The organism is Brachybacterium huguangmaarense (assembly GCF_025725725.1).
GTDB lineage: Bacteria > Actinomycetota > Actinomycetes > Actinomycetales > Dermabacteraceae > Brachybacterium > Brachybacterium huguangmaarense.
In genome coordinates this window covers 1,187,406-1,209,963 of record NZ_CP107020.1, presented here as the reverse complement: position 1 = coordinate 1,209,963, position 22,558 = coordinate 1,187,406, and the positions used below count along the sequence as shown (strand labels likewise).

At 73.0% G+C, this 22,558-nt stretch carries 19 protein-coding genes; 6 read left to right on the top strand and 13 right to left on the bottom strand.

The window, feature by feature from the left end; genetic code table 11:
• Positions 1-4 precede the first annotated feature (4 nt).
• Positions 5-1,663, bottom strand: a complete 1,659-nt coding sequence (locus tag BRM3_RS05350) for a DUF7937 domain-containing protein (protein ID WP_263595056.1) — start codon at positions 1,661-1,663, stop codon at positions 5-7.
• Positions 1,664-1,822: 159 nt separating this feature from the next.
• On the opposite strand from BRM3_RS05350, the gene argS reads away from it, so the two are divergent.
• Positions 1,823-3,556, top strand: coding sequence for an arginine--tRNA ligase (gene argS, locus BRM3_RS05345; RefSeq protein WP_263595055.1), 1,734 nt, complete (start codon positions 1,823-1,825; stop codon positions 3,554-3,556).
• Between the two features lie 116 nt (positions 3,557-3,672).
• Complete coding sequence (locus tag BRM3_RS05340) at positions 3,673-4,383, top strand: lysoplasmalogenase (protein ID WP_263595054.1); 711 nt, start codon at positions 3,673-3,675, stop codon at positions 4,381-4,383.
• On the opposite strand, the gene BRM3_RS05335 is transcribed toward BRM3_RS05340, so the two are convergent.
• Positions 4,367-5,254 carry an alpha/beta hydrolase gene (locus tag BRM3_RS05335; RefSeq protein ID WP_263595053.1) on the bottom strand — a complete coding sequence of 296 codons (888 nt, stop codon included), beginning with the start codon at positions 5,252-5,254 and terminating at the stop codon, positions 4,367-4,369. The two genes, BRM3_RS05340 and BRM3_RS05335, sit on opposite strands and share 17 nt — an antisense overlap.
• Positions 5,255-5,352: 98 nt before the next feature.
• Between BRM3_RS05335 and mtnN the strand changes: the two genes are divergently transcribed.
• On the top strand, positions 5,353-6,063 hold the full coding sequence (gene mtnN / locus BRM3_RS05330; protein ID WP_263595052.1) for a 5'-methylthioadenosine/S-adenosylhomocysteine nucleosidase: 711 nt from the start codon (positions 5,353-5,355) through the stop codon (positions 6,061-6,063).
• A 103-nt stretch (positions 6,064-6,166) separates the two neighbouring features.
• Here the strand turns inward: mtnN and BRM3_RS05325 are convergent, their stop codons facing one another.
• The 3 genes from BRM3_RS05325 to BRM3_RS05315 all read right to left on the bottom strand — a co-directional run bounded on the left by BRM3_RS05325 (position 6,167) and on the right by BRM3_RS05315 (position 9,678).
• Entirely contained in the window at positions 6,167-8,038 is a 1,872-nt protein-coding gene (locus BRM3_RS05325) for a BCCT family transporter (RefSeq protein WP_263595051.1), read from the bottom strand.
• A 237-nt stretch (positions 8,039-8,275) separates the two neighbouring features.
• Positions 8,276-9,481: a sensor histidine kinase gene (locus BRM3_RS05320; RefSeq protein ID WP_263595050.1), complete on the bottom strand. Its 1,206-nt coding sequence runs from the start codon at positions 9,479-9,481 to the stop codon at positions 8,276-8,278.
• 17 nt (positions 9,482-9,498) lie between these two features.
• Positions 9,499-9,678 carry a hypothetical protein gene (locus tag BRM3_RS05315; RefSeq protein ID WP_263595049.1) on the bottom strand — a complete coding sequence of 60 codons (180 nt, stop codon included), beginning with the start codon at positions 9,676-9,678 and terminating at the stop codon, positions 9,499-9,501.
• A 280-nt stretch (positions 9,679-9,958) separates the two neighbouring features.
• On the opposite strand from BRM3_RS05315, the gene BRM3_RS05310 reads away from it, so the two are divergent.
• Positions 9,959-10,624 (top strand): response regulator, encoded by a 666-nt coding sequence (locus BRM3_RS05310; RefSeq protein ID WP_263595048.1) that lies wholly within the window; start codon positions 9,959-9,961, stop codon positions 10,622-10,624.
• A 78-nt stretch (positions 10,625-10,702) separates the two neighbouring features.
• Here BRM3_RS05310 and BRM3_RS05305 read toward each other — a convergent pair whose 3' ends face one another.
• Positions 10,703-11,638 carry a phosphoglycerate dehydrogenase gene (locus tag BRM3_RS05305; protein WP_263595047.1) on the bottom strand — a complete coding sequence of 312 codons (936 nt, stop codon included), beginning with the start codon at positions 11,636-11,638 and terminating at the stop codon, positions 10,703-10,705.
• Positions 11,639-11,668: 30 nt separating this feature from the next.
• Here BRM3_RS05305 and BRM3_RS05300 point away from each other — a divergent pair, with 30 nt between their 5' ends.
• A complete protein-coding gene (locus BRM3_RS05300) occupies positions 11,669-12,235 on the top strand; it encodes a hypothetical protein (protein ID WP_263595046.1) in 567 nt (188 codons plus the stop codon).
• Between the two features lie 13 nt (positions 12,236-12,248).
• Here the strand turns inward: BRM3_RS05300 and BRM3_RS05295 are convergent, their stop codons facing one another.
• Positions 12,249-13,085 carry a sulfurtransferase gene (locus tag BRM3_RS05295; RefSeq protein ID WP_263595045.1) on the bottom strand — a complete coding sequence of 279 codons (837 nt, stop codon included), beginning with the start codon at positions 13,083-13,085 and terminating at the stop codon, positions 12,249-12,251.
• 35 nt (positions 13,086-13,120) lie between these two features.
• Here BRM3_RS05295 and BRM3_RS05290 point away from each other — a divergent pair, with 35 nt between their 5' ends.
• Complete coding sequence (locus tag BRM3_RS05290; RefSeq protein ID WP_263595044.1) at positions 13,121-13,954, top strand: NAD(P)-dependent oxidoreductase; 834 nt, start codon at positions 13,121-13,123, stop codon at positions 13,952-13,954.
• Positions 13,955-13,994: 40 nt separating this feature from the next.
• Here BRM3_RS05290 and BRM3_RS05285 read toward each other — a convergent pair whose 3' ends face one another.
• The 6 genes from BRM3_RS05285 to BRM3_RS05260 form a co-directional block, all read right to left on the bottom strand.
• Positions 13,995-15,872, bottom strand: coding sequence for an ABC transporter ATP-binding protein (locus BRM3_RS05285; RefSeq protein WP_263595043.1), 1,878 nt, complete (start codon positions 15,870-15,872; stop codon positions 13,995-13,997).
• Positions 15,873-16,099: 227 nt separating this feature from the next.
• Complete coding sequence (locus BRM3_RS05280) at positions 16,100-17,491, bottom strand: HNH endonuclease signature motif containing protein (protein WP_396127030.1); 1,392 nt, start codon at positions 17,489-17,491, stop codon at positions 16,100-16,102.
• Positions 17,492-18,617: 1,126 nt separating this feature from the next.
• Positions 18,618-19,253: a response regulator transcription factor gene (locus BRM3_RS05275; RefSeq protein WP_263595041.1), complete on the bottom strand. Its 636-nt coding sequence runs from the start codon at positions 19,251-19,253 to the stop codon at positions 18,618-18,620.
• Complete coding sequence (locus BRM3_RS05270; RefSeq protein ID WP_263595040.1) at positions 19,250-20,665, bottom strand: sensor histidine kinase; 1,416 nt, start codon at positions 20,663-20,665, stop codon at positions 19,250-19,252. The genes BRM3_RS05275 and BRM3_RS05270 overlap by 4 nt, the downstream gene beginning before the upstream one ends.
• A gap of 41 nt (positions 20,666-20,706) precedes the next feature.
• Entirely contained in the window at positions 20,707-21,534 is an 828-nt protein-coding gene (locus tag BRM3_RS05265; RefSeq protein WP_263595039.1) for an ABC transporter permease, read from the bottom strand.
• A gap of 29 nt (positions 21,535-21,563) precedes the next feature.
• Entirely contained in the window at positions 21,564-22,478 is a 915-nt protein-coding gene (locus BRM3_RS05260; protein ID WP_263595038.1) for an ABC transporter ATP-binding protein, read from the bottom strand.
• Positions 22,479-22,558: the final 80 nt, after the last annotated feature.

The window sequence follows — 22,558 nt, the reverse complement described above, 5'->3', positions numbered from 1 at the left end:
GCGCTCAGCGGCGGGGGAAGGACTTCTTGGCGGCGCGGTCGGCGGAGAGATCGGGCATGCCTGCGAGCAGCGAGGGCGCCGCCTCGTCGCGATGGCGGAAGTCCTCGAACATGCGCGCGAGGTCGGGCGCCCCGTGCTCGTCGCGCACGGGGGCGGGCACCGTGAGCATGAGCGCCACGGCGATGCCGATGACGAGCGCGACGCCGCCCGTCACGAGCCCTGCACCGGCGCCCGTGGCCAGCGAGTTCACGATCACGTCGAGGAACCCGACGACGACCATCACCACGGCGGCGACGACCGCGGTGGAGCGGGCGCTGTCGGGCGAGCGCTCGAGCAGGGCGTGACGCCCGAACGAGCTCATGAGGGCGAACAGCGCCGCGAGCACCGCGTCGACGAGGTGCAGCACGGGGCCGCCGCGGCCCGCGCCGCCGGTCGCGGCGAGCGCGGCCAGCAGGCTCCACACGACGGCGCCCGCGTGCATGAGCACGCTGAACTCGAGGGCGCGCACCGCGCAGGCGAGCCAGTCCGCGCGGCGGAACGACAGCGGCATCGAGCGCACGAACGAGCGCGAGAGCATGACGGCGAAGGCCGCGAACAGCAGGGGGAGGTACACGTAGCCCGTGGCCATCGAGCGCGGCAGGGCGTACTGCAGGCGCAGCGTGTTGTCGGCCATGGCGCCGAGCACGAGGGCCGCGACCGCGGCCACCGAGAACACGTAGCGGGAGCGCTCGCGGCGCAGCCCGGAGGCGATCACGAGGCCGAGCAGGAGCACCGCGACGACGGTGTCGCCGAGCACGAGCGCGGAGCCGGCCCAGCCGGTGGTCAGCGCGCGCCCGATGATCATGACGAGCGCGATCGCCGCGAACACGGTGGCGGCCACGGCGATGCCGAGCAGCAGGCGCCGGGTGAGGGCGCGCGCGGACTCGCCGGGCACGAAGCCCTCGTGGCCGCGCGGCTCGGCGCCGAGCATGCCGCCGACCAGCAGCAGGGCCACCCCGACGCCGACCCCCACGGGCGGTCCGTCGGGCAGCGGGGCGAGCAGCACGGGCAGCGAGGTGACGGCGTCGACGACGATGGTGCCGACCGCCACGAGCACGGCCGGGGCCATGCCGAGCGGCCGGATCCGCTGGAGGGCGCCGAGGTGGGGATGCGCCGGGATCCAGCGCAGCAGGTGCACCGCGAGGAGGGTCGCGACGGCGATCCCGATCGCGATGCGGGGGGCGAGGATCCAGCCGCCGATGTCGCCCGGGGTGAAGGGGACGGTGTAGGCCGAGCACAGGGTCAGCAGCGCGACGATGTCGCGCACCGCGTCCCACCACGAGAGGGCGGCGAAGCGCGAGGGCAGCGCGAGGGCGGCGGGCTGCGGCGCGTCCTCGGCGTTGGGGGTCGTGCCCGAGCGGGCGTAAGTGGAGGCGAGCGGCGCGCTCTCGTCCGCGTCGGCGACCTCCTCGATCGCGTCGGTGTCGGTGTCGCGATCGGCCGTGCTCGCCTCGCGCGCCGGCTCGGGCTCGGGGACCACGGGGATCTGCCCGGTCGGGATGAGCGGCGAGGAGTACTTCTCGAACTCGGCGCGTCCCGGCAGCTGCTCGGTGGGCAGGGTCCCGGGATCGGCGCCGGCGAAGATCCAGTCGCTGTCGTCACGTCGTCCGTCGCGCTCGGCCATGCCGTTGCCCACTCCTGTGCTCCCCGCTGTCGGTCCCCCTCGATCCTAGGAGCGCGAGGCGGGGCGCATCGCGGGGGCGCGCCGCACGCGCGCGCGATGCTGAGCACATCCGCCTCTCGCGGCGCCGTCCCGACCTGCCCCGCCACTACCCTGGAGCCCATGACCGCCCCCGAGCTCGCGCTGACCGAGCGCTTCCAGTCCGCCTTCGCCGCCGCCTTCGGGCCCGAGTTCGCCGACGCGGATCCGATCATCCGCCCCTCGCAGTTCGCGGACTTCCAGTGCAACGCCGCGATGGGGCTCGCGAAGCGACTGGGGCGCCCGCCGCGCGAGATCGCCGCCGACATCGTCGCGCACGTCGCGCTCGACGACGTGGCCGAGCCGCTCGAGGTGGCGGGGCCCGGCTTCCTCAACATCCGCCTGCGGACCGAGTGGGTCGCGGCGCAGACCGCGCAGATGGCCGCGGCCGAGGACCTCGCGCTGCCCGCGGTCGCCCCGCAGCGCGTCGTCATCGACTACTCGGCGCCGAACGTCGCCAAGGAGATGCACGTCGGCCACCTGCGCACGACCGTGGTCGGCGACGCCCTGGCCCGCACCCTCGAGCATCTGGGCCACACCGTCATCCGCCAGAACCACATCGGCGACTGGGGCACCCCCTTCGGGATGCTCATCGAGCACCTGCTCGACGTCGGCGAGACGTCGCCGGAGGCCCAGCTGCTCGCGACCGACCCCAACGCGTTCTACCAGGCGGCGCGGCTCGCGTTCGACGAGGACCCCGCCTTCGCGGCCCGCGCCCGGCGCCGCGTCGCGACCCTCCAGGGGGGCGACGAGCAGACCCTCGCGATCTGGCGGCGCCTCGTGGCGATGTCCACGACGTACTTCCACCGGATCTACGACATGCTCGGCGTGACCCTCACCGACGACGACCTCGCCGGGGAGTCGACCTACAACGACGCGCTCGCGGGCGTGTGCGCCGAGCTCGAGGCGACCGGGCAGGCGCGGCTGTCCGACGGCGCCCTGTGCGTGTTCCCCGCCGGCTTCACGGGCCGCGACGAGCAGCCGCTTCCGCTCATCATCCGCAAGTCCGACGGCGGCTACGGCTACGCGACGACCGACCTCGCGGCGATCCGCCACCGGGTGGGCGACCTGGGCGCGGACCGCATCGCCTACGTCGTCGGCACGAGCCAGGAGCTGCACTTCCAGATGGTCTTCAGCGCCGCCCGCGAGGCGGGCTGGCTGCCCGAGGACGTCGACGCGGTGCACGTCAAGATCGGCTCCGTGCTGGGCGAGGACGGCAAGATCCTGCGCACCCGCTCGGGCTCCTCGCTGCGCCTGATGGCTCTGCTCGAGGAGGCCGTCGCCCAGGCCCGGCAGGTGATCGACTCCCTGCGGGCGGACCTTCCCGAGGACGAGCGGGCCGAGATCGCCCGCATGATCGGCATCGGCTCGGTCAAGTACGCGGATCTCTCGACGGCCCACGACAGCGACTACGTCTTCGACCTCGACCGGATGCTCGCGCTCACGGGCAACACGGCGCCGTACCTGCAGTACGCGGTCGCCCGGATCCGCTCGATCGAGCGGCGCGCCGCCGAGCAGGGCGTCGAGGCGGTCGCCGCGCCGCGCGTGGTGGACCCCGCCGAGCGGGCGCTGGCCCTGCAGCTCCTCGAGTTCGGGCCCACCGTGGCCCTGGTCGGCGAGACCCTCGAGCCGCATCGTCTGGCCGCGTACCTGTTCGCGACGGCGCAGGCGTTCACGGGCTTCTACGAGGCGTGCCCGATCCTCAAGGAGGCCGACGAGGACGTGCGCGCCGGCCGGCTCGCGCTCGCCGCGCTCACCCGGGCGGTGCTCGTGCAGGGCCTCGCGCTGCTGGGCGTGGAGGCACCCCAGCAGATGTGATCGTCCGGGGCCGACGGCCTCAAGTGACCGGCCGGTCAGGATCGTGACCGAACCGTGCCCTCGCGCGGGCCGTCCGGCCCTGTCCGGGTGTCGGGGGCTGATCGTAGCCTTGCCCCATGGGCGCGCGGGGACAGGTCAGGCGCGCGGCGTGGGCCGCGTTCGCGACCTTCGCCGTGCTCAACCTGGTGGGCCTGTTCACGGACCAGCACATGGTCGCGGCGATCGCCCAGCCCCTCGCCGCGACGAGCCTGCTGACCGCCTTCGTCGCGAGCGTGCGCGGGTGGACGCCGACGTTCGTGCTCACCGGGATCGGGCTGGCCATCGCCTGGCTCACCGACACCGTGCCGCCGCTGCTCCCGATCGAGGGGCGCCTGGCCACGGCGAGCCTGTTCATGCTGACCATGATCGCCTACGCCGTCGCGCTCGCCCCCGTCTGGGCGCGCTCGCGCGACAGCCTGCGCATCCTGCTCGCGGTGCCCTATGCGGGCGTCGTCATCGCCCTGTTCGTGGCGTGCGCGGACAACGCGGGATCCCTCATGCCGGTCGTGCTGCTGTACGCGGTCGCGCTGACGGCCATGTCGTTCCTCGCGGCGGGCGTGAACTCCCTGACATGGGTGGGCGGCACGCTCCTGCTCGCCTCGAGCTCCGTGCTGGGCATGACGTGGTTCCTGCCGGGCGCGTGGGTGCCCCACGCCGAGTTCTGGGTGATGCTCTGCTACTTCGCGGGGCACGCGTGCCTCGTGCTGGGGATCCTGCGCCTGGTGCCCGCGCCCGCCCGGGCGGGCAGCGACCTGGGCGGCGCGACCCTCGTCATCGTCGAGAGCTGAACGCCTCCGCGATCATCGCCGCCTGCTCGTGCAGGAGCCGGCTGACGTCCTCGCCGCGGCGCAGCCGCACGAGGGTCCCCAGACGCCCGTTGATCTCGCGGTAGCGGACCTCGACGCCGAGCTCCTCGAGCTGGACGCGCGCGATGCGCGCATCGGTCACGAAGATGTCCCGGGTGCCGACGGACAGGTGCAGCGGCGGGAGCGTCGAGAGGTCGGCGTCGATGGGCGAGAGGTCGGGGTCGTCCAGCGGCGTGCGGCCCGCGTAGCTGCGCGCCGCGGCCTGCAGCATGCGGCGCTCGTGCACGGGGTCGTGCTGGTCGGCCTCGGTGATCATCGTGTTCTCGAGGCCGAGGTCGAGCCAGGGCGCCATCGCGAGCACCACGGCGGGGGCCGGCTGGAAGCGCCGCGCGACCGTGAGGGCGAGGCCTCCTCCGGCGTTCTGGCCGGCGAGGGCCCACGGGTGCGCCGCGAGCGGGCCGTCGTCCGCGAGCGCGCGCAGGACCGCCTCGGTGTCGTCGAGCGCGACGGGGTGGGTGTGGTCGGGCGCGAAGCGGTAGTCGATCATGAGGCCCGCGCAGCCCGCGGCGTCGACCTGCGCCGACAGCCACTCCCAGTCGCCGGCGAAGGGGCCCGACACGTAGGCGCCGCCGTGCAGGTGCACGATCACGCCCTGCTCGGCGCGGTGGCGGTCGAGCCACACGCAGCGGGTCCGGTCGATCATCTCGAGGTCCACGGCGTGCCGTTTGAGGACCGCACCGGGCGGCGTCGCGCGCCGCGCCTGGCGCAGGGCGTGGGTGTAGATCGACGGGGGCACCGGCGCGCGGTACACCGCGCGCGCCCCCACGGTCACCGCGTCGCGGATCGTGCCCATGGCTGCTCCTGTCGTGTCGCCGGCGGTCGCGTTCCAGCCTAGCGCGGGCGGGTCCGTCCTCCCTGGGCCCGGCTGGGTGCGCCGATACCCTGGGGCGCATGCCCGCTGATCTCCTGATCCTCGCCGCGATGCGCGAGGAGGCCGCGCCGATCGAGGCGCGTCTGGCCGACGCCCGTCCGCTCCCCTCCCCCTTCCCCGGCGCCTCGCGCCCTGTGACGGCCGTCGTCGGCCGCCTCGGCGAGACCCCGGTGCGGGTCGTGACGTGCGGGATCGGGGTGGCCTCGGCGAGCGCGGCCGCGACCTGGGCCGTGCTCGCCGAGCGTCCGCGCGCCGTGGTCAGCGCGGGCTCGGCCGGCGGGCTCGCCGCCGACATCGAGGTGGGCACGCTCGTCGTCGGCGAGGAGTTCCGGTACTTCCTCGCCGACGCCACCGCCTTCGGGTACGCGCCCGGGCAGGTCCCCGGCCAGCCGGAGTCCTTCGCGGCCGACCCGGTTCTCGCCGACGCCGCCGAGGCCGCCGCGCGCGCCGAGGGCGGCGCCGTGCGGCGGGGCCCCATGCTCTCGGGGGACGCGTTCGTGACCGCGCCGCTCGCCGATCCGATGCGCGAGCGCTTCCCCGGCGCCCTGTCGGCGGACATGGAGACGACCGCGATCGCCCAGGCGTGCGCCGCGCTCGGCGTCCCGTTCGTGGCGCTGCGGGCGATCTCGGACCTGTGCGGGCCCGCCGCCGGCCAGCAGTTCCATCTCGAGCTCGACCTCGTGGCGGAGACGTCGGCCGCTGCGGTCGCCCGCCTGGCCGCCCGGATCTGACGCCGCCGCCCGGTCCCGCCGACGACGACGGGCCCCCTCCCGGTCGGGAGGGGGCCCGTCGCGTTCTCGGGTGCCGCCGTGGGGCGGCGTGAGGATCGTCGCGTCAGCGGCTCTCGTCGGCGTCCGCGCCGGGCGCGGCGCCGTCCGTGGGGACGTCGGCACGGTGGGTGGCGCGATGCCCCTCGCCCGCCGGCTGGAGACGGGACTCGTCGTCCACCTCGACCTCCTCGAGCACGGGCGTCTCGCCCGTCTCGGTGTGGAGACGGAAGACCTCGCCGTCGTGGATCTCGACGGCGTCGGCGACGGACTCGACGAGCACGTGCCGGGCCAGGCGGCTCTGCAGCACCATCGGGTCGCGCGAGAGGTCCTTCCACAGCGAGATGCACAGCAGGAGCATCACGATCACGAAGGGCAGGGACGACACGATCGTGATGTTCTTGAGCCCGTTGAGCGCCTCGCTCGGGTCGCTGCCGCCCGCGAGCAGCATCACCGCCGCGACCGCGCCCGTGGCCACGCCCCAGAAGATCACGAGGAACTTCTTGGGATCCTCGGCGCCGTTCTCCGACAGACCGCCCATGACGATCGAGGCGGAGTCCGCACCGGTCACGAAGAAGATCGCGACGAGCACGACCGCGAGCACCATGAGCACGAGGTGCACCCAGGAGGGCACCGGCAGCTCACGCAGGAGGTCGAACAGGATCAGGTCGAAGTCGATGCTGTCGGCCTTGTCGGCGAGCATCCTCGCGCTGTCGCCCGCGGCCTCGGCCCGCTGCTGCAGGCCGATGGCGCCGCCGCCGAAGATCGCGAACCAGATGATCGAGATCGCCGAGGGCACGAGCAGCACGCCGGTCACGAACTGGCGGATGGTGCGCCCGCGCGAGATGCGCGCGATGAACAGGCCCACGAAGGGGCTCCAGCTGACCCACCAGGCCCAGTAGAAGATCGTCCAGGTGCCCAGCCAGTCGGACAGCGACTGGTCGCCGTTGGCGGCGGTCCGGGACGCCATCTGCGGGAGGTCGCGGATGAACTCGCCGATCGTCGACGGGATGATGTTGAGGATGAACAGGGTCGGTCCGCCGATGAAGACGATGACCGCCAGCAGGACCGCGAGCACCATGTTGATGTTCGACAGCCACTGGATGCCGCGCTCGATGCCCGAGACGGCCGAGGCGACGAAGCACGCGGTCAGGACCGCGATGATGATGACGAGGACGGGGCTGCCCACCTCGTCCATGATCCCGGCGGACTGGATGCCGCCGCCGATCTGCAGGGCGCCGAGGCCCAGCGAGCAGGCGGAGCCGAACAGCGTCGCGAGGATCGCGAGGATGTTGATGATCTTGCCGCCGACGCCGTAGACGACGCGCTCGCCGAACAGGCCCGCGAACAGGGCGGAGAAGAGCTGGGAGCGGCCCAGACGGAAGGAGCCGTAGGCGATGCCCAGGCCCACGATCGCGTACATGGCCCACGGGTAGAGGGTCCAGTGGAAGGCGGTCTGGCCCATGGCGACGGCCGCGGCGCGCGCGGACTCGGGGTCCACCGAGTTGGGCGGCGGGGCCATGTAGAAGAACAGGGGCTCGCCGACACCGTAGAAGATGAGGCCGATGCCCATGCCGGTCGCGAACATCATCGCGATCCACGAGCTCGTCTTGTACTGCGGCGCCTCGTCGTCCTTGCCCAGGGGAATGCCGCCGAAGCGGCTGAAGGCGATGACGATCACGAAGATCGTGAAGACGCTCGCGGCGACCACGAACAGCCAGCCGAAGTTCGTGATGGTGCCGTTCAGGAGGGAGTCGGCGACCGAGCCCAGGCCGGCCGGGGACACGACGCCCCAGACGACGAAGGCGATCGCGACGGCCGCGGCCACGAAGAAGACGATCCGGTCGAGGCCGGGACGTCTCTGATGGGCCTTGGCGGCAGCGGAGTGCGAGGCATCGAGCTGCTCGAGGAGGTCCTTGGTGGTGTCTGTGCTGCTCACAACGGCGGGGATCCTTTCTCGGGGGACAGGGATGGGACAAACGGGTACGACCATAGCGACCGGTCTCGTCCGAGGCAGATCCGCACCCGCGGGCCACCAGCGCTCCCGAGCGTCCCAGAGGCCGGCTGGCCGGGGCGCTGTCCCAGGTCAGAGCGCATTCCCGGCCGAAGGCACCCGCGCGGCATCATACCGTGTCGCCGATCACACCCGGTGATCGATCTCGCGCCCAGGAGGGCCTCAGCCCTGCTCCGACGCCTCCGCGTCGGGCGGGAGCGGGAGCTCGGCGTGCAGGCGCCAGAGGCTCCCCTCGGCCCGGCTCGTGAGCCTCCCGCCGAGGGCCGTCGCCCGCTCGCTGAGCCCTGCGGTGCCGGTGCCGAGCGAGGCGGTGCGGGTGGGTCCGGTGCCGGTCAGCTCGTTGGTCACGTCGATGAGCAGCGAGTCGGCCTCACGGCGCACGACGAACGTGCACGCCGACGCTCCCCCGCCGTGGGCGACGATGTTGGCCGTGGCCTCGCCGAGGATGCGGTCGACCGTCGCCGCGAGGTGCGGCGGGACCTGCGTGGTCAGGGTCGTCGTCACGTGGTGGCCGAGGCCCTCGAGCCGCTCGGCGCATCGCGCGAGCGACTCGTGCGCGGAGACCGTGGCGCTCGTGAGCGCCGAGCGGGCGATCGCGTCCTCGGACTCGAGCACGATCACGAGGCTGTCGAGGCCGTCCTGGGCCCGCCGCGCCGCCTCCTGGATCGCCGAGAGCTGACGTTCGCGCTCGGCCCCGTCCGCGGCCTCCCGCAGCAGCCGGGCGTGGGGCTGCACGGCGACGAGCTCGCGGGAGACGACGTCGTGGAGCTCCCGGGCGAGCTGATGGCGCTCGTGGGCCCGCAGCGCGCGGACGTCGCGCTCGAGCTGCTCGGTGTGCGTCACGGCCTCGTGGTGGCGACGGTAGAGGGCGCCGATGAGCCAGAGGCCGAGCGCCACCACGGCGAAGAAGGGGAGGTACATCCACAGGATGAAGGAGAACGGGGTCTCCGTGAAGACCACGAGGCACACGAGCAGGGCGAGCGTCTCGCCGAGAGCGACGATCACCAGGCTCCGGCGACCGCGCAGGAGGCTCGCCGCCAGGGCGATCACCCCGCAGAGGAACGCCGGGATGTAGTAGTGCGCCTCGACGCCGATCACGATCGCGCCCGCGTAGATGCCGAGCGTGATCCACGGCCAGCGCAGCGCGACGAGCAGCGCGACGGGCCACGCGAGGTTCAGGATCGTCTCGGCGACCTGACGGTCGAGCGGCCGATCGGACAGCCAGACCCGGCGGACGTCGTCGAGGCCGCCCAGGAGCGCCCACCCGGCGGCGAGGGCGACCAGGAGGCGCCCCCACCGCCCGAAGAGGGAGATCAGGCGGCTGTCGCCGCGGCGCGGCGACGAGTCGGAGGCTTGGGACGTCGACATGCCGGGATCGCCGTCGGTCAGCACAGGAAGGGGAAGAGCTTGCAGAACGTGTCACCGGGGCCTTCGGTGGGATCGGCCGTCGCGGCGATCACCGGGCGTACGGAGTCCTGGGACATCAGGGCGGCGGCAGGGACGTGGGACGCCGCCGTCGCGGCGAGAGCGACGACCAGCGTGAGCATCGTGATGACGTGCGCCATGGGACTTCCGTTCTTCGTCGATCGCGGAGGAGCTCCCCTGCTCCCCGCGGAATCGGTGTCATTATCCCGCCGCCGAGGTGTCCGAAAGCAGCGGATGGCCCCGGTTCACCGCCTGTGTGAGGTATTCGCCGTCCCCCACCGACCAGTTGGTCGGCCAGAAGGTGGCCGATAGTTGCGCCTGGGCCGTTCCGCCCCCACCGGGCGGCGATCCGGCGCGTCGGGGCGGAACGGCCCAGGCGCAACTATCCTGAGGCCCCCGAACCGCAAAGGCACAGAACTCATGGAGCCCTTCCGGACGCTGCTCGTCGAGGACGAGCCCATCATCCGCTACTACGTCTCCGGCATCCTCGAGGACTCCGGTCGCTACACCGTCGTGGGCACGGCCGAGGACGCGCCCGAGGCGATCGCCGCGGCGGCCGAGCTGGAGCCGGACGTCGTGCTCATGGACGTACGCCTCCCGCGGGGCGACGGCGCCGAGGCGACGGCCGCGATCCGTGACGCCCGCCCCGAGACCGTCGTGGTCGCCATGAGCAGCCTGACCAGCCCCACCACGATCGCCGGGGTGCTCCGGGCGGGAGCCGTGGGCTACCTCAGCAAGAACGCACGCCCGGAGGAGATCCTCCGCGCGCTCGACGCCGCGATGGACGGCACCTTCAGCTTCTCCCCCGAGGTGGGTGCGGCCGTCGTCGACGCGATGTCCGCGACGACCCCCGATCGGCCGGCGGTGCCGAGGACGGCGCCCAAGCTCAGCCCGCGCGAGCACGCCGCGCTCCGGCTGCTCGTCCGGGGGCTCAGCAACGCGCAGATCGCCGAGCGGCTCGGCGTGAGCGAGTCCGCGGTCAAGGCGCGCGTGCACCGGCTCATGCGTCGCCTCGACGCGGACACCCGCACCGGCGTCGCGGTCGCAGCGGTGCGGCTCGGGCTCGTGCCCGAGGACGACGACTGAGAGCATCGCCCCTCTGGGCTGAGAGCCTCGCTCGGCCGCGCCGGCTCAGGAGCCCCTGCGTCGGCTCGGGCCGGCGGCTCACACGCGGTGGTCGAACTCCCCGTCCCCGCCGAGCGCGCGCAGGTTGTGCACGATGCGCTCGTCGGCCCCGACGGGGCGCCCGCCGGCGCCGTGCGGGGTCAGCAGCAGGTGCGGCGCGTCCCACAGAGGATCGTCGGCCGGCAGGGGCTCCGGGTCGGTGACGTCGAGCCCGGCGCCCGCGATCGTCCCGTCGGCGAGCGCGGCGCGCAGGGCCGCCTGGTCGACGGTCGTGCCGCGGCCGACGTTGACGACCAGGGCGTGGTCGGGCAGCGCGGCGAGCACGTCGGCGTCGATGACCCCGGCCGTCGCCTCGCTGGCAGGGAGGATGTCGACGAGGATGTCGATCTCGCCGAGCAGGTCGCGCACGGAGTCCTCCTCGACGACCTCGAAGCCCGCGCGCCGTCCGGCGCTGCGCGCGACCCCGCGCACGTGCGCGCCCATCGAGGCCAGGAGCGGGGCGAGGGTCTGCCCGATGTCCCCGAAGCCCCAGATCAGCACGTTCGCGTCGAGCAGCGTCGTGATCCTGCCCGCGGGGTGCAGGGGCTGGATGCCGCCGATCTCGCTCGACCACTCGTGGTCGTCCTGCGCCGCGAGCGCCTCCGGCAGGCGCCGCACGAGCGCGAGGATCAGGGCGAGCGCGTGCTCGCTCACGGTGCGCGAGTGCAGGCCGGTGCCGCTCGCGATCACGACCTCGTCGCCGAAGCCCGCGGCGAGGATGCCCTCGACCCCGGCGGCGAGCGACTGCACGAGCCGCAGACGGGGCAGGTCGCGCGCGGCAGAGGCCAGATGGCGGCGCGACGAGCCCCAGACCACGAGGGCGTCGGCGTCGTGGTGCTCGGCGGGGATCTCGGCCCGGGCGTCGACGACGGCGCTCTCCCAGCCCGCGGGCAGCACGGGGGACAGCTCGATGGTGTCGGGCAGCAGAACCTTCATGCACCGAGGCTAGCCCGGTAGCGTGGCCGCATGCCGCACGAACCGGATCCCCTGGGCATCGCCCTGCTGGCCCTGCTCGCCGAGGCCCCGGCCACGCCCGAGGAGCTGCGCGAGGCCCTCGCCTCGCGTCGTCACGACCGGATCATCGCGTGGGACGAGACCTCCGTCGCGGCCGCCGTCGCCGCTCTCGAGGAGGGCGCACTCGCGGGTCGTCGCGACGGCTCCCTCGTGCTGCTGCCCAAGGGCCGCGAGGCGCTCGTCGCCTGGACGCAGCGGTCGCTCGAGACGATGGAGACGGTGCGTCCGCAGTTCGACCTCGCCCTGCTGACCGCGCACGCCGTGCCCGTCGAGGTGGCGCGCGAGGCGCTCACGCGGCGCCTGGCCGCGCTCGACGACGTGACGGGGCAGCTCACGACCCGCATCCGCACCTCGGCGCGGCGCGGTCTGTCCGAGGCGTACTGGATGCAGGCCGACTACCGGCGCTCGCTCATGGTCGCCGAGTTCATGTGGCTCTCGCGCCTGCTCGAGCGCATCGAGACGGGTGAGCTCACGTGGACGGTGGGTGATGTGCCGCCGTCCCATCCCGAGTCGGTCTGAGCCGGCCGCGGGCTCAGGGGGTGGGGCCGGTCGCGACGGGTCGCTCCGGGTCGCTGCTCCACTGGGACCACGAGCCGGGCAGCAGGCGCGCCCCGGGCAGCCCCGCCCGCTCGAGGGCGAGCAGGTCGTGGGTCGCGGTGACGCCCGAGCCGCAGTAGACGATCAGGCCGGTCCCCGTCTCGCCCGCGTCGGGAGCGACGGCGCCCGCCTCGGCGAAGCGGGCGCGCAGCGCCTCGGGAGCCAGGAAGCGCCCCTGGTCGTCGACGTTGCCCGCGTACGGCACGTTGACGGCGCCCGGGATGTGCCCGGCCCGCGGGTCGATCGGCTCGGTCTCGCCGCGGTAGCGCTCGGGCGCGCGGGCGTCGATCACGGTGTAGCGCCCGGACGCGGCCTCGTCGGGCGTCGCGATCACGTGCTCGCCCCACGGGCGGGGTGTGAAGGCTCCCGGCTCGGGCACGACGTCGTCGGTCGCGATCTCGCCGCCGCCCTCGCGCCAGGCCGTGAGGCCGCCGTCAAGCACGGCCGCCTCGACGCCGACCGCCCGCAGCATCCACACCAGGCGCGAGGCCTGCGAGCCGTCGGCGTCGTCGTAGACGACGACCGTCGCGTCGTCCGAGACGCCGGCGCGCGCCATCGCCGCGGCGAAGTCCTCGGGGTCGGGCAGCGGGTGGCGCCCCCGGTCGGGGCTCGCCGGGGCGGCGAGCTCGGTGCCGAGGTCGACGTAGACCGCGCCGGGGAGGTGCCCGGCGCGGTAGGTGCTCTTGTCCTTGGTGCCGTCGAGGGCCCAGCGGATGTCGATCAGGCGGGCGCCGTCGGGCACGGTCTCGATGACGGGGTCGATGCTGGCCATGCCCCACACCCTAGGTCGGTGGCAGAGTGGGCGGCATGAAGATCGCATTCCTGGGCACCGGCAGGATGGGCACGGAGCTCGCGCTCCACCTCATCGAGCACCACGACGTGACGGCGTGGAACCGCACTCGCGAGCGCACCACGCGCGTGCACGAGGCCGGGGCCGCGGTCGCCGGGACCGCCCGCGAGGCGGTCGAGGGAGCGGAGGTGGTGGTCACGAGCCTGTTCGGGCCCGACGCGGTCCGTGAGACCGTGATCGCCCCGCAGCTGATCCCCGAGGGCGTGACCTGGGTGGACACGACGACCGTCTCCCCCGCCGACGCCGACGAGTTCGCCCGCGCCGTCGACACCTATGTGGCCGTGCCCGTCGTGGGGACGCTCGGCCCGGCACGGGCAGGGACTCTCGGCGTGTACGTGGGCACGCCCGACGAGGAGCGCCGCCGCCGCGTGCTCGAGCTCGTGGCCCCGTGGGCCGACCCGGATCGCCTGCGCGGCGTGGACTCGGCCGCGAAGGCGGCGACCGGCAAGCTGCTCGCGAACCTCGCGCTCGCCGTGAGCGCCCAGGGTCTGCGCGAGGCGCTCGACCTGGGCGAGGCGTGCGGGGTGGCGCCGTCGGAGACCCTCGACATGCTCGGCTCGACCGGGCTCGCGTTCATCGCGGGCATGAAGGCGCCGTTCGTGCGCGGCGAGCGGGACACCGCCGACGGCGACTTCACGGTCGACGCGATCGCCAAGGACGCCCGTCTCATGCTCGCGACGGCCGGAGAGGATCTGCCCGCGGTGCGGGCGGCGCTCGGCTCCCTCGAGGCCGAGCAGGGGGCCGGCCGCGGGAACGACGACTTCTCCTCGATCCTGACGCACCGCGGCTGAGGCATCGCGGCTGACGCCTCACGACTGAGGGCCGAGACGCTCAGCCGGTGATGTCGAACTTCGCGAGCGCCTTCTTCGAGCCGGAGTCCTGCAGCGCGAGCAGCTGGGCGTAGATGCCGCCCGAGGCGGCGAGCTCGGCGGGAGTGCCGATCTCGTCGATGCGGCCGTCCTCGAGCGTGACGATCCGGTCCACGCCCGCGATGGTCGACAGGCGGTGGGCGATGATGAGCGAGGTCCGGCCGGCCATGAGCTCGTCGAGCCCGGCCTGCACGTTGCGCTCGGCCTTGGTGTCCAGGGCGCTCGTGGCCTCGTCGAGCACGAGGATCGGGGCGTCCTTGAGGATCGCGCGGGCCACGGCGATGCGCTGGCGCTGCCCGCCGGACAGCCGGAGGCCGCGCTCGCCGATGATCGTGCCGTAGCCGGCCGGGAAGCGCTCGATGAAGGTGCTCGCGTTGGCCCGGCGGGCGGCGGCCCGGATCTGCTCGGGCGTCGCGCCGGGGCGGCCGTACGCGATGTTCTCCTCGATCGTGCCGGAGAACAGGGAGGCGTCCTGGAAGACCACGCCGATCGAGCGGCGGAGCTGCTCGAGGGGGAGGTCGGCGATCTCGTGGCCGGCCACGGAGATGGTGCCCTGCGCCGTCGGGAACAGGCCCAGCAGCAGGTTCACGATGGTCGACTTGCCACCGCCGGACTCGCCCACGAAGGCGACCTTCTCGCCGGGCGCGACGTCGAAGGAGATGCCGTGCAGGACGTCCTCGCCCTTCTCGTAGGCGAAGGTGACGTCGCGGAAGTCGATCGCGCGAGCGCCCGGGACGGGGTCGAGGGCGCGGCGGGCGGCATCGGCGTCGGCGGGGACGTCGTTGTCGATGATCTCGCCGGTCGCCGCCTCGCGCTCGACCACATCGCCGGTCGCGGTGTCGACCGAGACGGTGCGGCGGGCGTCGACGGGGGTCTCCATGACGCGGAAGTAGTCGCGGGAGCCGGCGATCGCGTGCTGGGCGGAGTCGATCACCCAGCTCATGTTCTGCACGGGCTGGCGCGCCATCGACATGAGCTGGATGAGCAGCACCATGTCGCCGAGCGTGAAGTCGCCGCGCACGGTGCGGATGAAGATGATCAGGTAGATGCCGAAGAAGATCAGGTTGAGGGCGCCGCGACGCAGGATGTCCATGACGTGCCAGTGCGTGGACTGCTCGGCGGTGAGGGCGTCGGTGGCCCGGAAGCGGCGGGCGAACTGGGCCAGCTCGCTGCGTTCGCGGACGAAGGACTTGACGACGCGGATCTGGCCGATGACCTCGGCGAAGCGACCGCCGGCGAGGTCGACCTCGGTGTTCTTCTCGCCCTCGAGGCGCTGCCACTTCCGTGAGGTGAGCGCGGTCAGCCAGATGTAGATCGGGAAGATGACGAGCAGGAGCGCGGCGAGCGGCCACGCGTACCAGGCGGAGATGACGAGCACCGCGAGGGTCGTGATGAGCATGCTCGCGAACGAGTTCGAGAAGGTCTTGGCGAAGTTGGTGACCTCGGTGATCGAGCGGTTCAGGCGCGAGACGATCGTGCCGGTGAGCTCGACGTCGAACCAGCGCTGCGGCAGGTTCAGGAGCTTCTCGAAGTAGCGGACCGAGAGGATGGTGCGCATCCGGTTGGCCATGATGTCGCCGTAGCGGCCGCCGAGGTTCGAGACGACGGTGGAGACCAGCTCGGCGGCCAGCAGGGCGACGGCGAGCACGACGACGGTGGTGGTGGCCGCGCCGACCGTGATGCGGCCGCTGACGGCGTCGGTCACGGCGTCGGTCGCGCGCCCGATGATGAAGGGGACGGCGAGGCCGGCGGCCGAGGTCACGACCGAGCAGATGATGATCGCGGCGTACAGCGGGGACAGGGAACGGGTGAAGCGGACGATGTGGAGCAGGGACGACACCGGTCAAGCGTAGGGGCCCGGGCGTGCGCGTCCCGCATGCATGTCCGGGGATTCACGCCGGGCATGGGCGGAGGAGGGGCACGGCGCGCAGTGGGCGGGCGGCTACGGTGTGGGTGCCATTGCAGGTGCAGGTGCAGGTGCAGGCGCAGATGTAGATGCAGATACAGGCGCGGGGCAGGTGCAGCGCGGGGCCGCAGGGAGAGACGCCGTGCGGGGCCGAGTGGAGCCTAGAACGGCGGCGGCCCGAGGCTGCCATCGGTGTCGTCGGCATCTGCGGGGCCAAGACCGCGAGGACCGGAGGAGTCACCCGCATCTCCGATGTCGGGATCACGGGGTCTGGAAGGGCCGCCCGCCTCCTGCGGCGGGGAACCTCGGCCTCTGACCCGTGCGTGGGCCCGCCATGCCTCCTCGAGCTCGGCGACCACGTGCGGCGTGGCCATGTCCCGGTCGTCCTCGGCGTGCACGATCGCGCGGTCGTCGAGACACCACGTGCTCGCATGGGGCGACCCGCCCGCCGAGGATTCGCGCACCACGTCGAGCAGCCCGAGGGTCTTGAGCAGGTGGTGCTGCCAGCACAGCGGGTGCAGGTTGTCGATCGCGGTCGCGCCGCCGCGCTCGGGATGCTCGTGGTCGTACTCCTCGATGTGGTCGAACTCCGCGCCCCACGCGGCGATGCGCGCGCAGCCGGGCAGGGAGCAGGCCGGATGCTGCAGCCGCAGATGCTCGAGCATGGGGGCGGGCGGCGTGTAGCGCTCAGCGGGGGCCGGCAGGAAGTGACCGCTCGTGGGGTCGGTCATCACCCGGTACCAGAAGCTCTCCCCGCCGGCGATCACACGCGCCTGCTGGGCCGGGATCGGCACGACGCCGTCGATCATGCCCGGGGCGGACGATCTGCCCTGGAGCGTCAGGAACGGGACGGTCACGTTGATCCGGAAGCGGTCGGCGGGAACACCTGTGCCGCCGGTGTCGAACGACGCGGACATGAGCAGGTCGTACCGGATGCGGGTGAGCGTGGCCGCTGTCTGCGACCGGGAGACCTCTCCCCGCGGGTCCACGGGAACGGGCGCACCGCTGGCGAGGGCGTGGCGCTGGGCCTGCTGCACCGCGCGAGCGGTCGCGTCCAGCCGCTTGGCGAAGCTCATCACCTCGGGCACGGGGCCGGTGACATGAACCAGGGACACACCATCGTCCGCCACGGGGTCGAGCGTGACGCCGCGGCGCTCCTCCGGCGCCACGTGGCTCTCCTCCGGTTCCCTGGTCCGGACCCAGCACAGGAGATAGGCCAGCTCGCGGCGAAAACGGTCCGGAGGCATGCCGAGGTCCCAGGTGGAGATCGTCTCGTCGACGAGACCGAGCAGGTGGTCGGACAGGTCCCGCGTGCGCCAGAGGAGTCGGGAGAACCACTCGGCCGGGAAGTCACCGGCCTCGAGCCGGGCGAAGCAGCCAGGGAGGAGCTCGACCGCACGGTGGGCCTCCTTGACCGTGTGGTGCACGCTCGTGATCGGGCAGCGGAGCGCCGCCGCGATCTGGGCATCGAGCACATCGCACACGTCCGGGTCCACACCGTCGGCCTCACGATCGCACCATGCCGGGGCGAGCGCCGCGAACCGCGCCGCCATCTCACGGGAACGAGAGGCCTCGAGGTCCCAGAGCCGCTGGAGATCCGTCGCGAGGTAGGGGGCGGCGAGCTCTCCTCGCTCGCGGGCCGCGTCGAGCAGGGACTCCCGCGTGAGCGACCGCCGCGCACGGATGTTCCGGCGCCGACGGGGGCGGCGGGCAGATGCGGAGGTGGCAGAGGAGGAAGCTGCGGCAGACGAGGCAGCAGAAACGGAAGCAGAGGTGGAAGCAGCAGAAGAGGAAGCAGAGGTGGAAGCAGCAGAAGAGGAAGCAGAGGTGGGGGTCGCGGCGGAAGACAGGGCGGCGGAGGCGGACCTCGAGCGGCCCGCAGTCCCCCGATCGATGGTCGACATGAGAATCCCTCCTTCCGCGGAGAGAGCGACAGACGTGAATGCTTTTCCGATTCGCCCATCCTATCTGCTCTCGCCCCACCAAGGAAGCCCCTGAGCTCTAAAGATAAGAATGTGCATAAGTCGAACATGTGGAGGGTTCACCGCATTGTTACAAGCTTTTCCACACTGCTGATCCGCCGCGGCGAAGAGCGGCTACGGTGCAGACATGGATGGACAGGGACGCCGACGCGCGCAGAGTCGTCGGCACGGACAGCCGGGAGGTGCGATGATGCTATGGCCTGGCCCGATGCCGCCGTTCCCGCCCATGGAGAGGTGGTCGCCTGCACACGTGCGGCGAGCAGCGTCACCCTCTCGCACGCTTCACGCAGAAGAACCGGATCTGGCCCGGTCAGGTCGTCGAGCATGCAGAAGGGACCGTCTCGACAAAATGTTGTCTCCACACCCGTCGAGCGCATTCCGACGAAAGGCGCACTTTTCCACACTCGCCCACCGAGAACTCGGGGATGAGCATGCTTTTCCACATGCGCGGGGATCCCCACGTCACACCGGTGTCACGGTTCGAACCCGCCGGCACCAGCCGCTCCGTGCGCAGGCCCGACCTGTCACCAGCGCTCTCCGCACGGCTCGCCTCGCAGCCGCCGCAATCCGCGCGGGTCGGCCCGTCACCAGCACCGTCAGCACGGCCCGGCTCACCGCCATCGCCGTCCGCAGGGACCAGCACGTCGTCATCGCCGGGTGCAGCACGACTCATGCGCCGCGCTCCGCACTCGGCGGCCTACAGCCATCCGTTGTCGGTGGCCTCGCGCACGGCCTCTGCGCGATTGGTGACGCCGAGCTTGCCGATGGCGTTCGAGATGTGGTTGCGCACCGTGCCCTCGGACAGGAACACGCGGGCCGCGATCTGTGCGGTCGAGCCGCCCTGAGCGGCCGCGCGCAGGACCTCGGACTCCTTGGGCGTGAGGGGGTTGGGGCCGGTCGCGAGCGACTGCGCGGCCAGCTCCGGGTCGACCACGCGCAGCCCCTGGTGCACGCGCCGGATCGCATCGACGAGCTGCTCGACGGGCGCGTCCTTGACCATGAACCCGCTCGCGCCCGTCTCGAGGGTGCGGCGCAGGTAGCCCGCGCGTCCGAACGTCGTGAGCACGATGATGCGCGTGCTGCCTCCACGCAGGCGCTCGGCGACCTCGAGGCCGTCGGCCGGCGCCTCCGGGCCCCCGCCGCTCGGCATCTGCACGTCGAGCAGGAGCACGTCGGGCCGCTCGCGCTCGACCATGGCGAGAGCGTCCGCGCACGTCGCGGCCTCCCCCACCACCTCCAGACCCCGCTCGAGGCGCAGCAGGGCGGCGAGCCCGCTGCGCAGGATCGCCTGGTCGTCGGCGAGGGCCACCCGGATCGGCGGGACGGGACTCATGGTCGTGCTCCTTCATCCTGGACGCGGTGCTCGATGGCACTTTCCGTGCCGGTCGCGCCGTGCACGCTCGGCGGCCGTCCAGCACTCAACGCGCCGTCCCCGCGGTCCGCCACACCCGCCCCCTCGGCGCCGACCGTGTTCTCCGGCTGGCCCGCGATCTCGGCACCGCCAGCGTCCGCCGCGTGCGCCCCACTGCCCGAATCCCCCGCACCCGCCGCACCACCCGCGTCCTCCACGCCCGCGGCCCCCGCCTCACCGTCCGCGGCGTCGAGCTCGGCCCGTACCAGGGTGCCGGCGCCCGCCGCGGACCGGACCGTGAGCCTGCCCCCGGCGTCCTCGACCCGCCGTTCGAGCCCCGCGAGCCCCGTGCGGGGACGCGCGGCGGGGATGCCCACGCCGTCGTCGGCCACGCTCGCGGAGCACGTGTCGAGACGGATGGTGCAGCGCGTGGCGCGGGAATGCCGCACGACGTTGGTCACGCCCTCGCGGATCACGTACCCCAGCAGCTCGGCGCGGTCGTCGGGCAGCGGCGGGAGCGAGGCGGGGGTGTCGGCCTCGATGCCGGCGGCCGCGAGCACGCTGCGCGCCGAGGCGATCTCAGTGGCGGCCCGCACCTGCTGCATGCCGCTCGCGGTCGCCCGCACGTCGGCGAGCGACTGCCGGGAGATGCGCTCGATCTCGGCGAGCTGGGCCCGCGCCGCCTCGGGATCGGCGTCGACGAGACGCCGCGCGAGCTGCGCGGAGACGGTGATCGTGGTCAGGGAGTGCCCGAGGATGTCGTGCAGGTCCCGGCCGATGCGCTCGCGCTCGGCGGCGACGGCGAGCACGGCGTTGCGCTGCTCGGCCCGCGCGAGCCGCTCGGAGAGGACCTCCTGCTGGATGCCGTACCCCACGCCGAGGGCGATCATCACCCCCACCACGGCGAGGATGATCGCGGTGGGCTGGTCGAGGACCACCGCGAGCACGCACGTGACGAGGGCGATCGGGCCCACGACCACCCGGGCGACGTGCCAGGGCAGCGCGATCGTATGCATGATCAGCACGAACATGACCATGTAGAGCACGTTCGAGCCGATGACGAGCGCGAGCAGGCCGATCACGAGCCAGCCCAGCGCGACGTAGGCGTAGACGAGGCGACGGCCGTAGGCCTTGATACCGGGCAGGTAGAGGAACAGGACGCTGTAGGCGAGGGCGAGCACGATGATCGCGGCGCCTCGTAGCAGGCTGCGCTCGTCGAAGGCCGGGATGACGACGAACAGCATGAACAGCAGCGACGGAGCGGTGTACCACATCGCCCCCGAGGCGACCGCCGCCCGATGCAGGCCGCGCGGGGTGCGCGGGAAGTGCTCGTCGCAGCGGTCGACGGGGTCCTGCGGCACCGGGACCGGTCGACGACGACGACGCATGCTCATGGGTCCGATCCTCTCAGGGTCCGCGGTCCGGTGCCGAGGTGTCAGCGCCGCGAGGACGAGCGGGCGGCCCGGCCCAGCAGCAGCGCGGCCAGGACGGCGAGGACGAGGGTCCAGATCGCGAGGGTGATCGCGCCGCGCACGGGGAAGCCGTCGCCGACGACGCCCCAGGTCCCGAGCTCGCCGAGCCAATAGGTCGGGGTGAACCGCGAGATCGTCTGCAGCCAGCTCGGGAACATCTCGTAGGGGAACCAGAGGCCGCCCGCGACCGCGAGCAGCATCATGCCGATCGTGGTCGCGGCGCCCACGGCGCTCGGCCGCAGGGCGAGGCCGACCACGAGGCCCAGCAGCACGAGCGGCAGCATGCCGATCCACAGGGCCAGCAGCGAGCGCACCATCTGCCCGGCGCTCAGGTGGATGCCGGCGAACAGCAGGCCCGCGCAGAAGACCCCCAGCAGCGCGGGCAGCACGACGACCATGGCCGCCACCATCTTGCCGATGACGAAGCTGCGCGGGGTCAGGCCCGCGACCATGAGCTGGCGCAGCCAGCCGCCCGTACGCTCGAGCTGGATGATGGCTCCCGCGTTGACGGCGGCGCCGAGCCCGCCGTAGGCGGCCATGCGGACCATGATGAAGGTCCCCACGGTCTCGCCGCCCTCGATCTGCTTGCCGAAGATCTGGTTGAACATGAGGAACATGAGCACGGGCAGGGCGACCGTGAAGAACAGGAACATGCCCTTGCGCAGGGTGACCGTGGTGGAGGCGATCGCGAAGCGCACGGTGCGGGACGCCTGGCTCGCGGGGGTGCCGCGGTCGGCGAGCGCGGGCCCCCGGGTCGCGGCGCGGGCGGTGGGGACGGGTGCGGTGGTCATCGGTGCTCCTCGGAGGACGGGTCGGGTGGTCAGTGGCTGGTGAGCTCGAGGAACGCATCCTCGAGGGTGGGCGTGGTGACGCCGATGTCGTGGACGAGCCCGGTCGCGCCGGGCCCGTCGGCGGCGAACAGGTCGCGCAGGGTCGCGTCGGAGTCGGAGGTCGCCAGACGCAGCCGTCCGTCCTCGAGCAGGTCGACGGCGGTGACGCCCGCGAGCGCGGCGAGTCCGTCGGCGCGCTCGGGGCTCGCGACGGCGAGCGTGATGGCGCGGCCGCCGATGCGGGACTTGATGTCGCTGCCGGTGCCGTCGGCGACGATGCGGCCGCGGTCCATGACGACGACACGTCCGGCCTGCTGGTCGGCCTCCTCGAGGTAGTGGGTCGCGAAGACGATCGTGCGGCCGTCGGCGGCGACGTGCCGCATGCGCTCCCAGAAGCGGCGGCGGGTCTCGACGTCCATCGCGACGGTCGGCTCGTCGAGCAGGATCACGTCGGGGTCGGGCAGCAGGGCGAGCGCGAAGCGGACGCGCTGGGCCTCGCCGCCGGAGAGCTTCGAGGTGCTGCGGCGCAGGAGGGCGGAGATGTCGGCCCGCTCGATCACGTCGTCGAGCGGCAGGGGGTGGGCGCACACGCCGGCGACGAGGCCCAGCATCGTGCGCACGGGCGTCTCCTCGAGCAGGGCGCCGTTCTGGAGCATCGCCCCGACCAGGCCGCGCTGCGCGGCGTCGGTGGGCGTCGTGCCGCACACCCGCACCGTGCCCGCATCGGGCGTGGTCAGGCCGAGGATCATCTCGGTGGTGGTGGACTTGCCGGCGCCGTTGGGGCCGAGCAGGGCGAGCATCTGTCCGCGCGGGACGGTGAGGTCGACGGCGTCGACCGCCCGCACGTCGGCGTAGCGCTTGGTGAGGCCGGTGAGCTCGATCGCGGGAGCGGGGTTCGTGGTCATGGGATCAACCCTCCGCCGGCCGCGCGGGCGCGCCCAGAGCACGCCGTCACGTCGCGGTCATGACAGCTGTCACGGCCGCG

Coding starts and splice junctions, on each gene's coding strand:
- BRM3_RS05340 (WP_263595054.1), top strand. CDS start 3,673: ATGGGCGCGCGGGGACAGGTCAGGCGCGCGGCGTGGGCCGCGTTCGCG.
- argS (WP_263595055.1), top strand. CDS start 1,823: ATGACCGCCCCCGAGCTCGCGCTGACCGAGCGCTTCCAGTCCGCCTTC.
- BRM3_RS05290 (WP_263595044.1), top strand. CDS start 13,121: ATGAAGATCGCATTCCTGGGCACCGGCAGGATGGGCACGGAGCTCGCG.
- BRM3_RS05315 (WP_263595049.1), bottom strand. CDS start 9,678: ATGGCGCACGTCATCACGATGCTCACGCTGGTCGTCGCTCTCGCCGCG.
- BRM3_RS05270 (WP_263595040.1), bottom strand. CDS start 20,665: ATGAGCATGCGTCGTCGTCGTCGACCGGTCCCGGTGCCGCAGGACCCC.
- BRM3_RS05310 (WP_263595048.1), top strand. CDS start 9,959: ATGGAGCCCTTCCGGACGCTGCTCGTCGAGGACGAGCCCATCATCCGC.
- BRM3_RS05305 (WP_263595047.1), bottom strand. CDS start 11,638: ATGAAGGTTCTGCTGCCCGACACCATCGAGCTGTCCCCCGTGCTGCCC.
- BRM3_RS05320 (WP_263595050.1), bottom strand. CDS start 9,481: ATGTCGACGTCCCAAGCCTCCGACTCGTCGCCGCGCCGCGGCGACAGC.
- BRM3_RS05260 (WP_263595038.1), bottom strand. CDS start 22,478: ATGACCACGAACCCCGCTCCCGCGATCGAGCTCACCGGCCTCACCAAG.
- BRM3_RS05295 (WP_263595045.1), bottom strand. CDS start 13,085: ATGGCCAGCATCGACCCCGTCATCGAGACCGTGCCCGACGGCGCCCGC.
- BRM3_RS05275 (WP_263595041.1), bottom strand. CDS start 19,253: ATGAGTCCCGTCCCGCCGATCCGGGTGGCCCTCGCCGACGACCAGGCG.
- mtnN (WP_263595052.1), top strand. CDS start 5,353: ATGCCCGCTGATCTCCTGATCCTCGCCGCGATGCGCGAGGAGGCCGCG.
- BRM3_RS05265 (WP_263595039.1), bottom strand. CDS start 21,534: ATGACCACCGCACCCGTCCCCACCGCCCGCGCCGCGACCCGGGGGCCC.
- BRM3_RS05300 (WP_263595046.1), top strand. CDS start 11,669: ATGCCGCACGAACCGGATCCCCTGGGCATCGCCCTGCTGGCCCTGCTC.
- BRM3_RS05280 (WP_396127030.1), bottom strand. CDS start 17,491: ATGGCGGCGCGGTTCGCGGCGCTCGCCCCGGCATGGTGCGATCGTGAG.
- BRM3_RS05350 (WP_263595056.1), bottom strand. CDS start 1,663: ATGGCCGAGCGCGACGGACGACGTGACGACAGCGACTGGATCTTCGCC.
- BRM3_RS05335 (WP_263595053.1), bottom strand. CDS start 5,254: ATGGGCACGATCCGCGACGCGGTGACCGTGGGGGCGCGCGCGGTGTAC.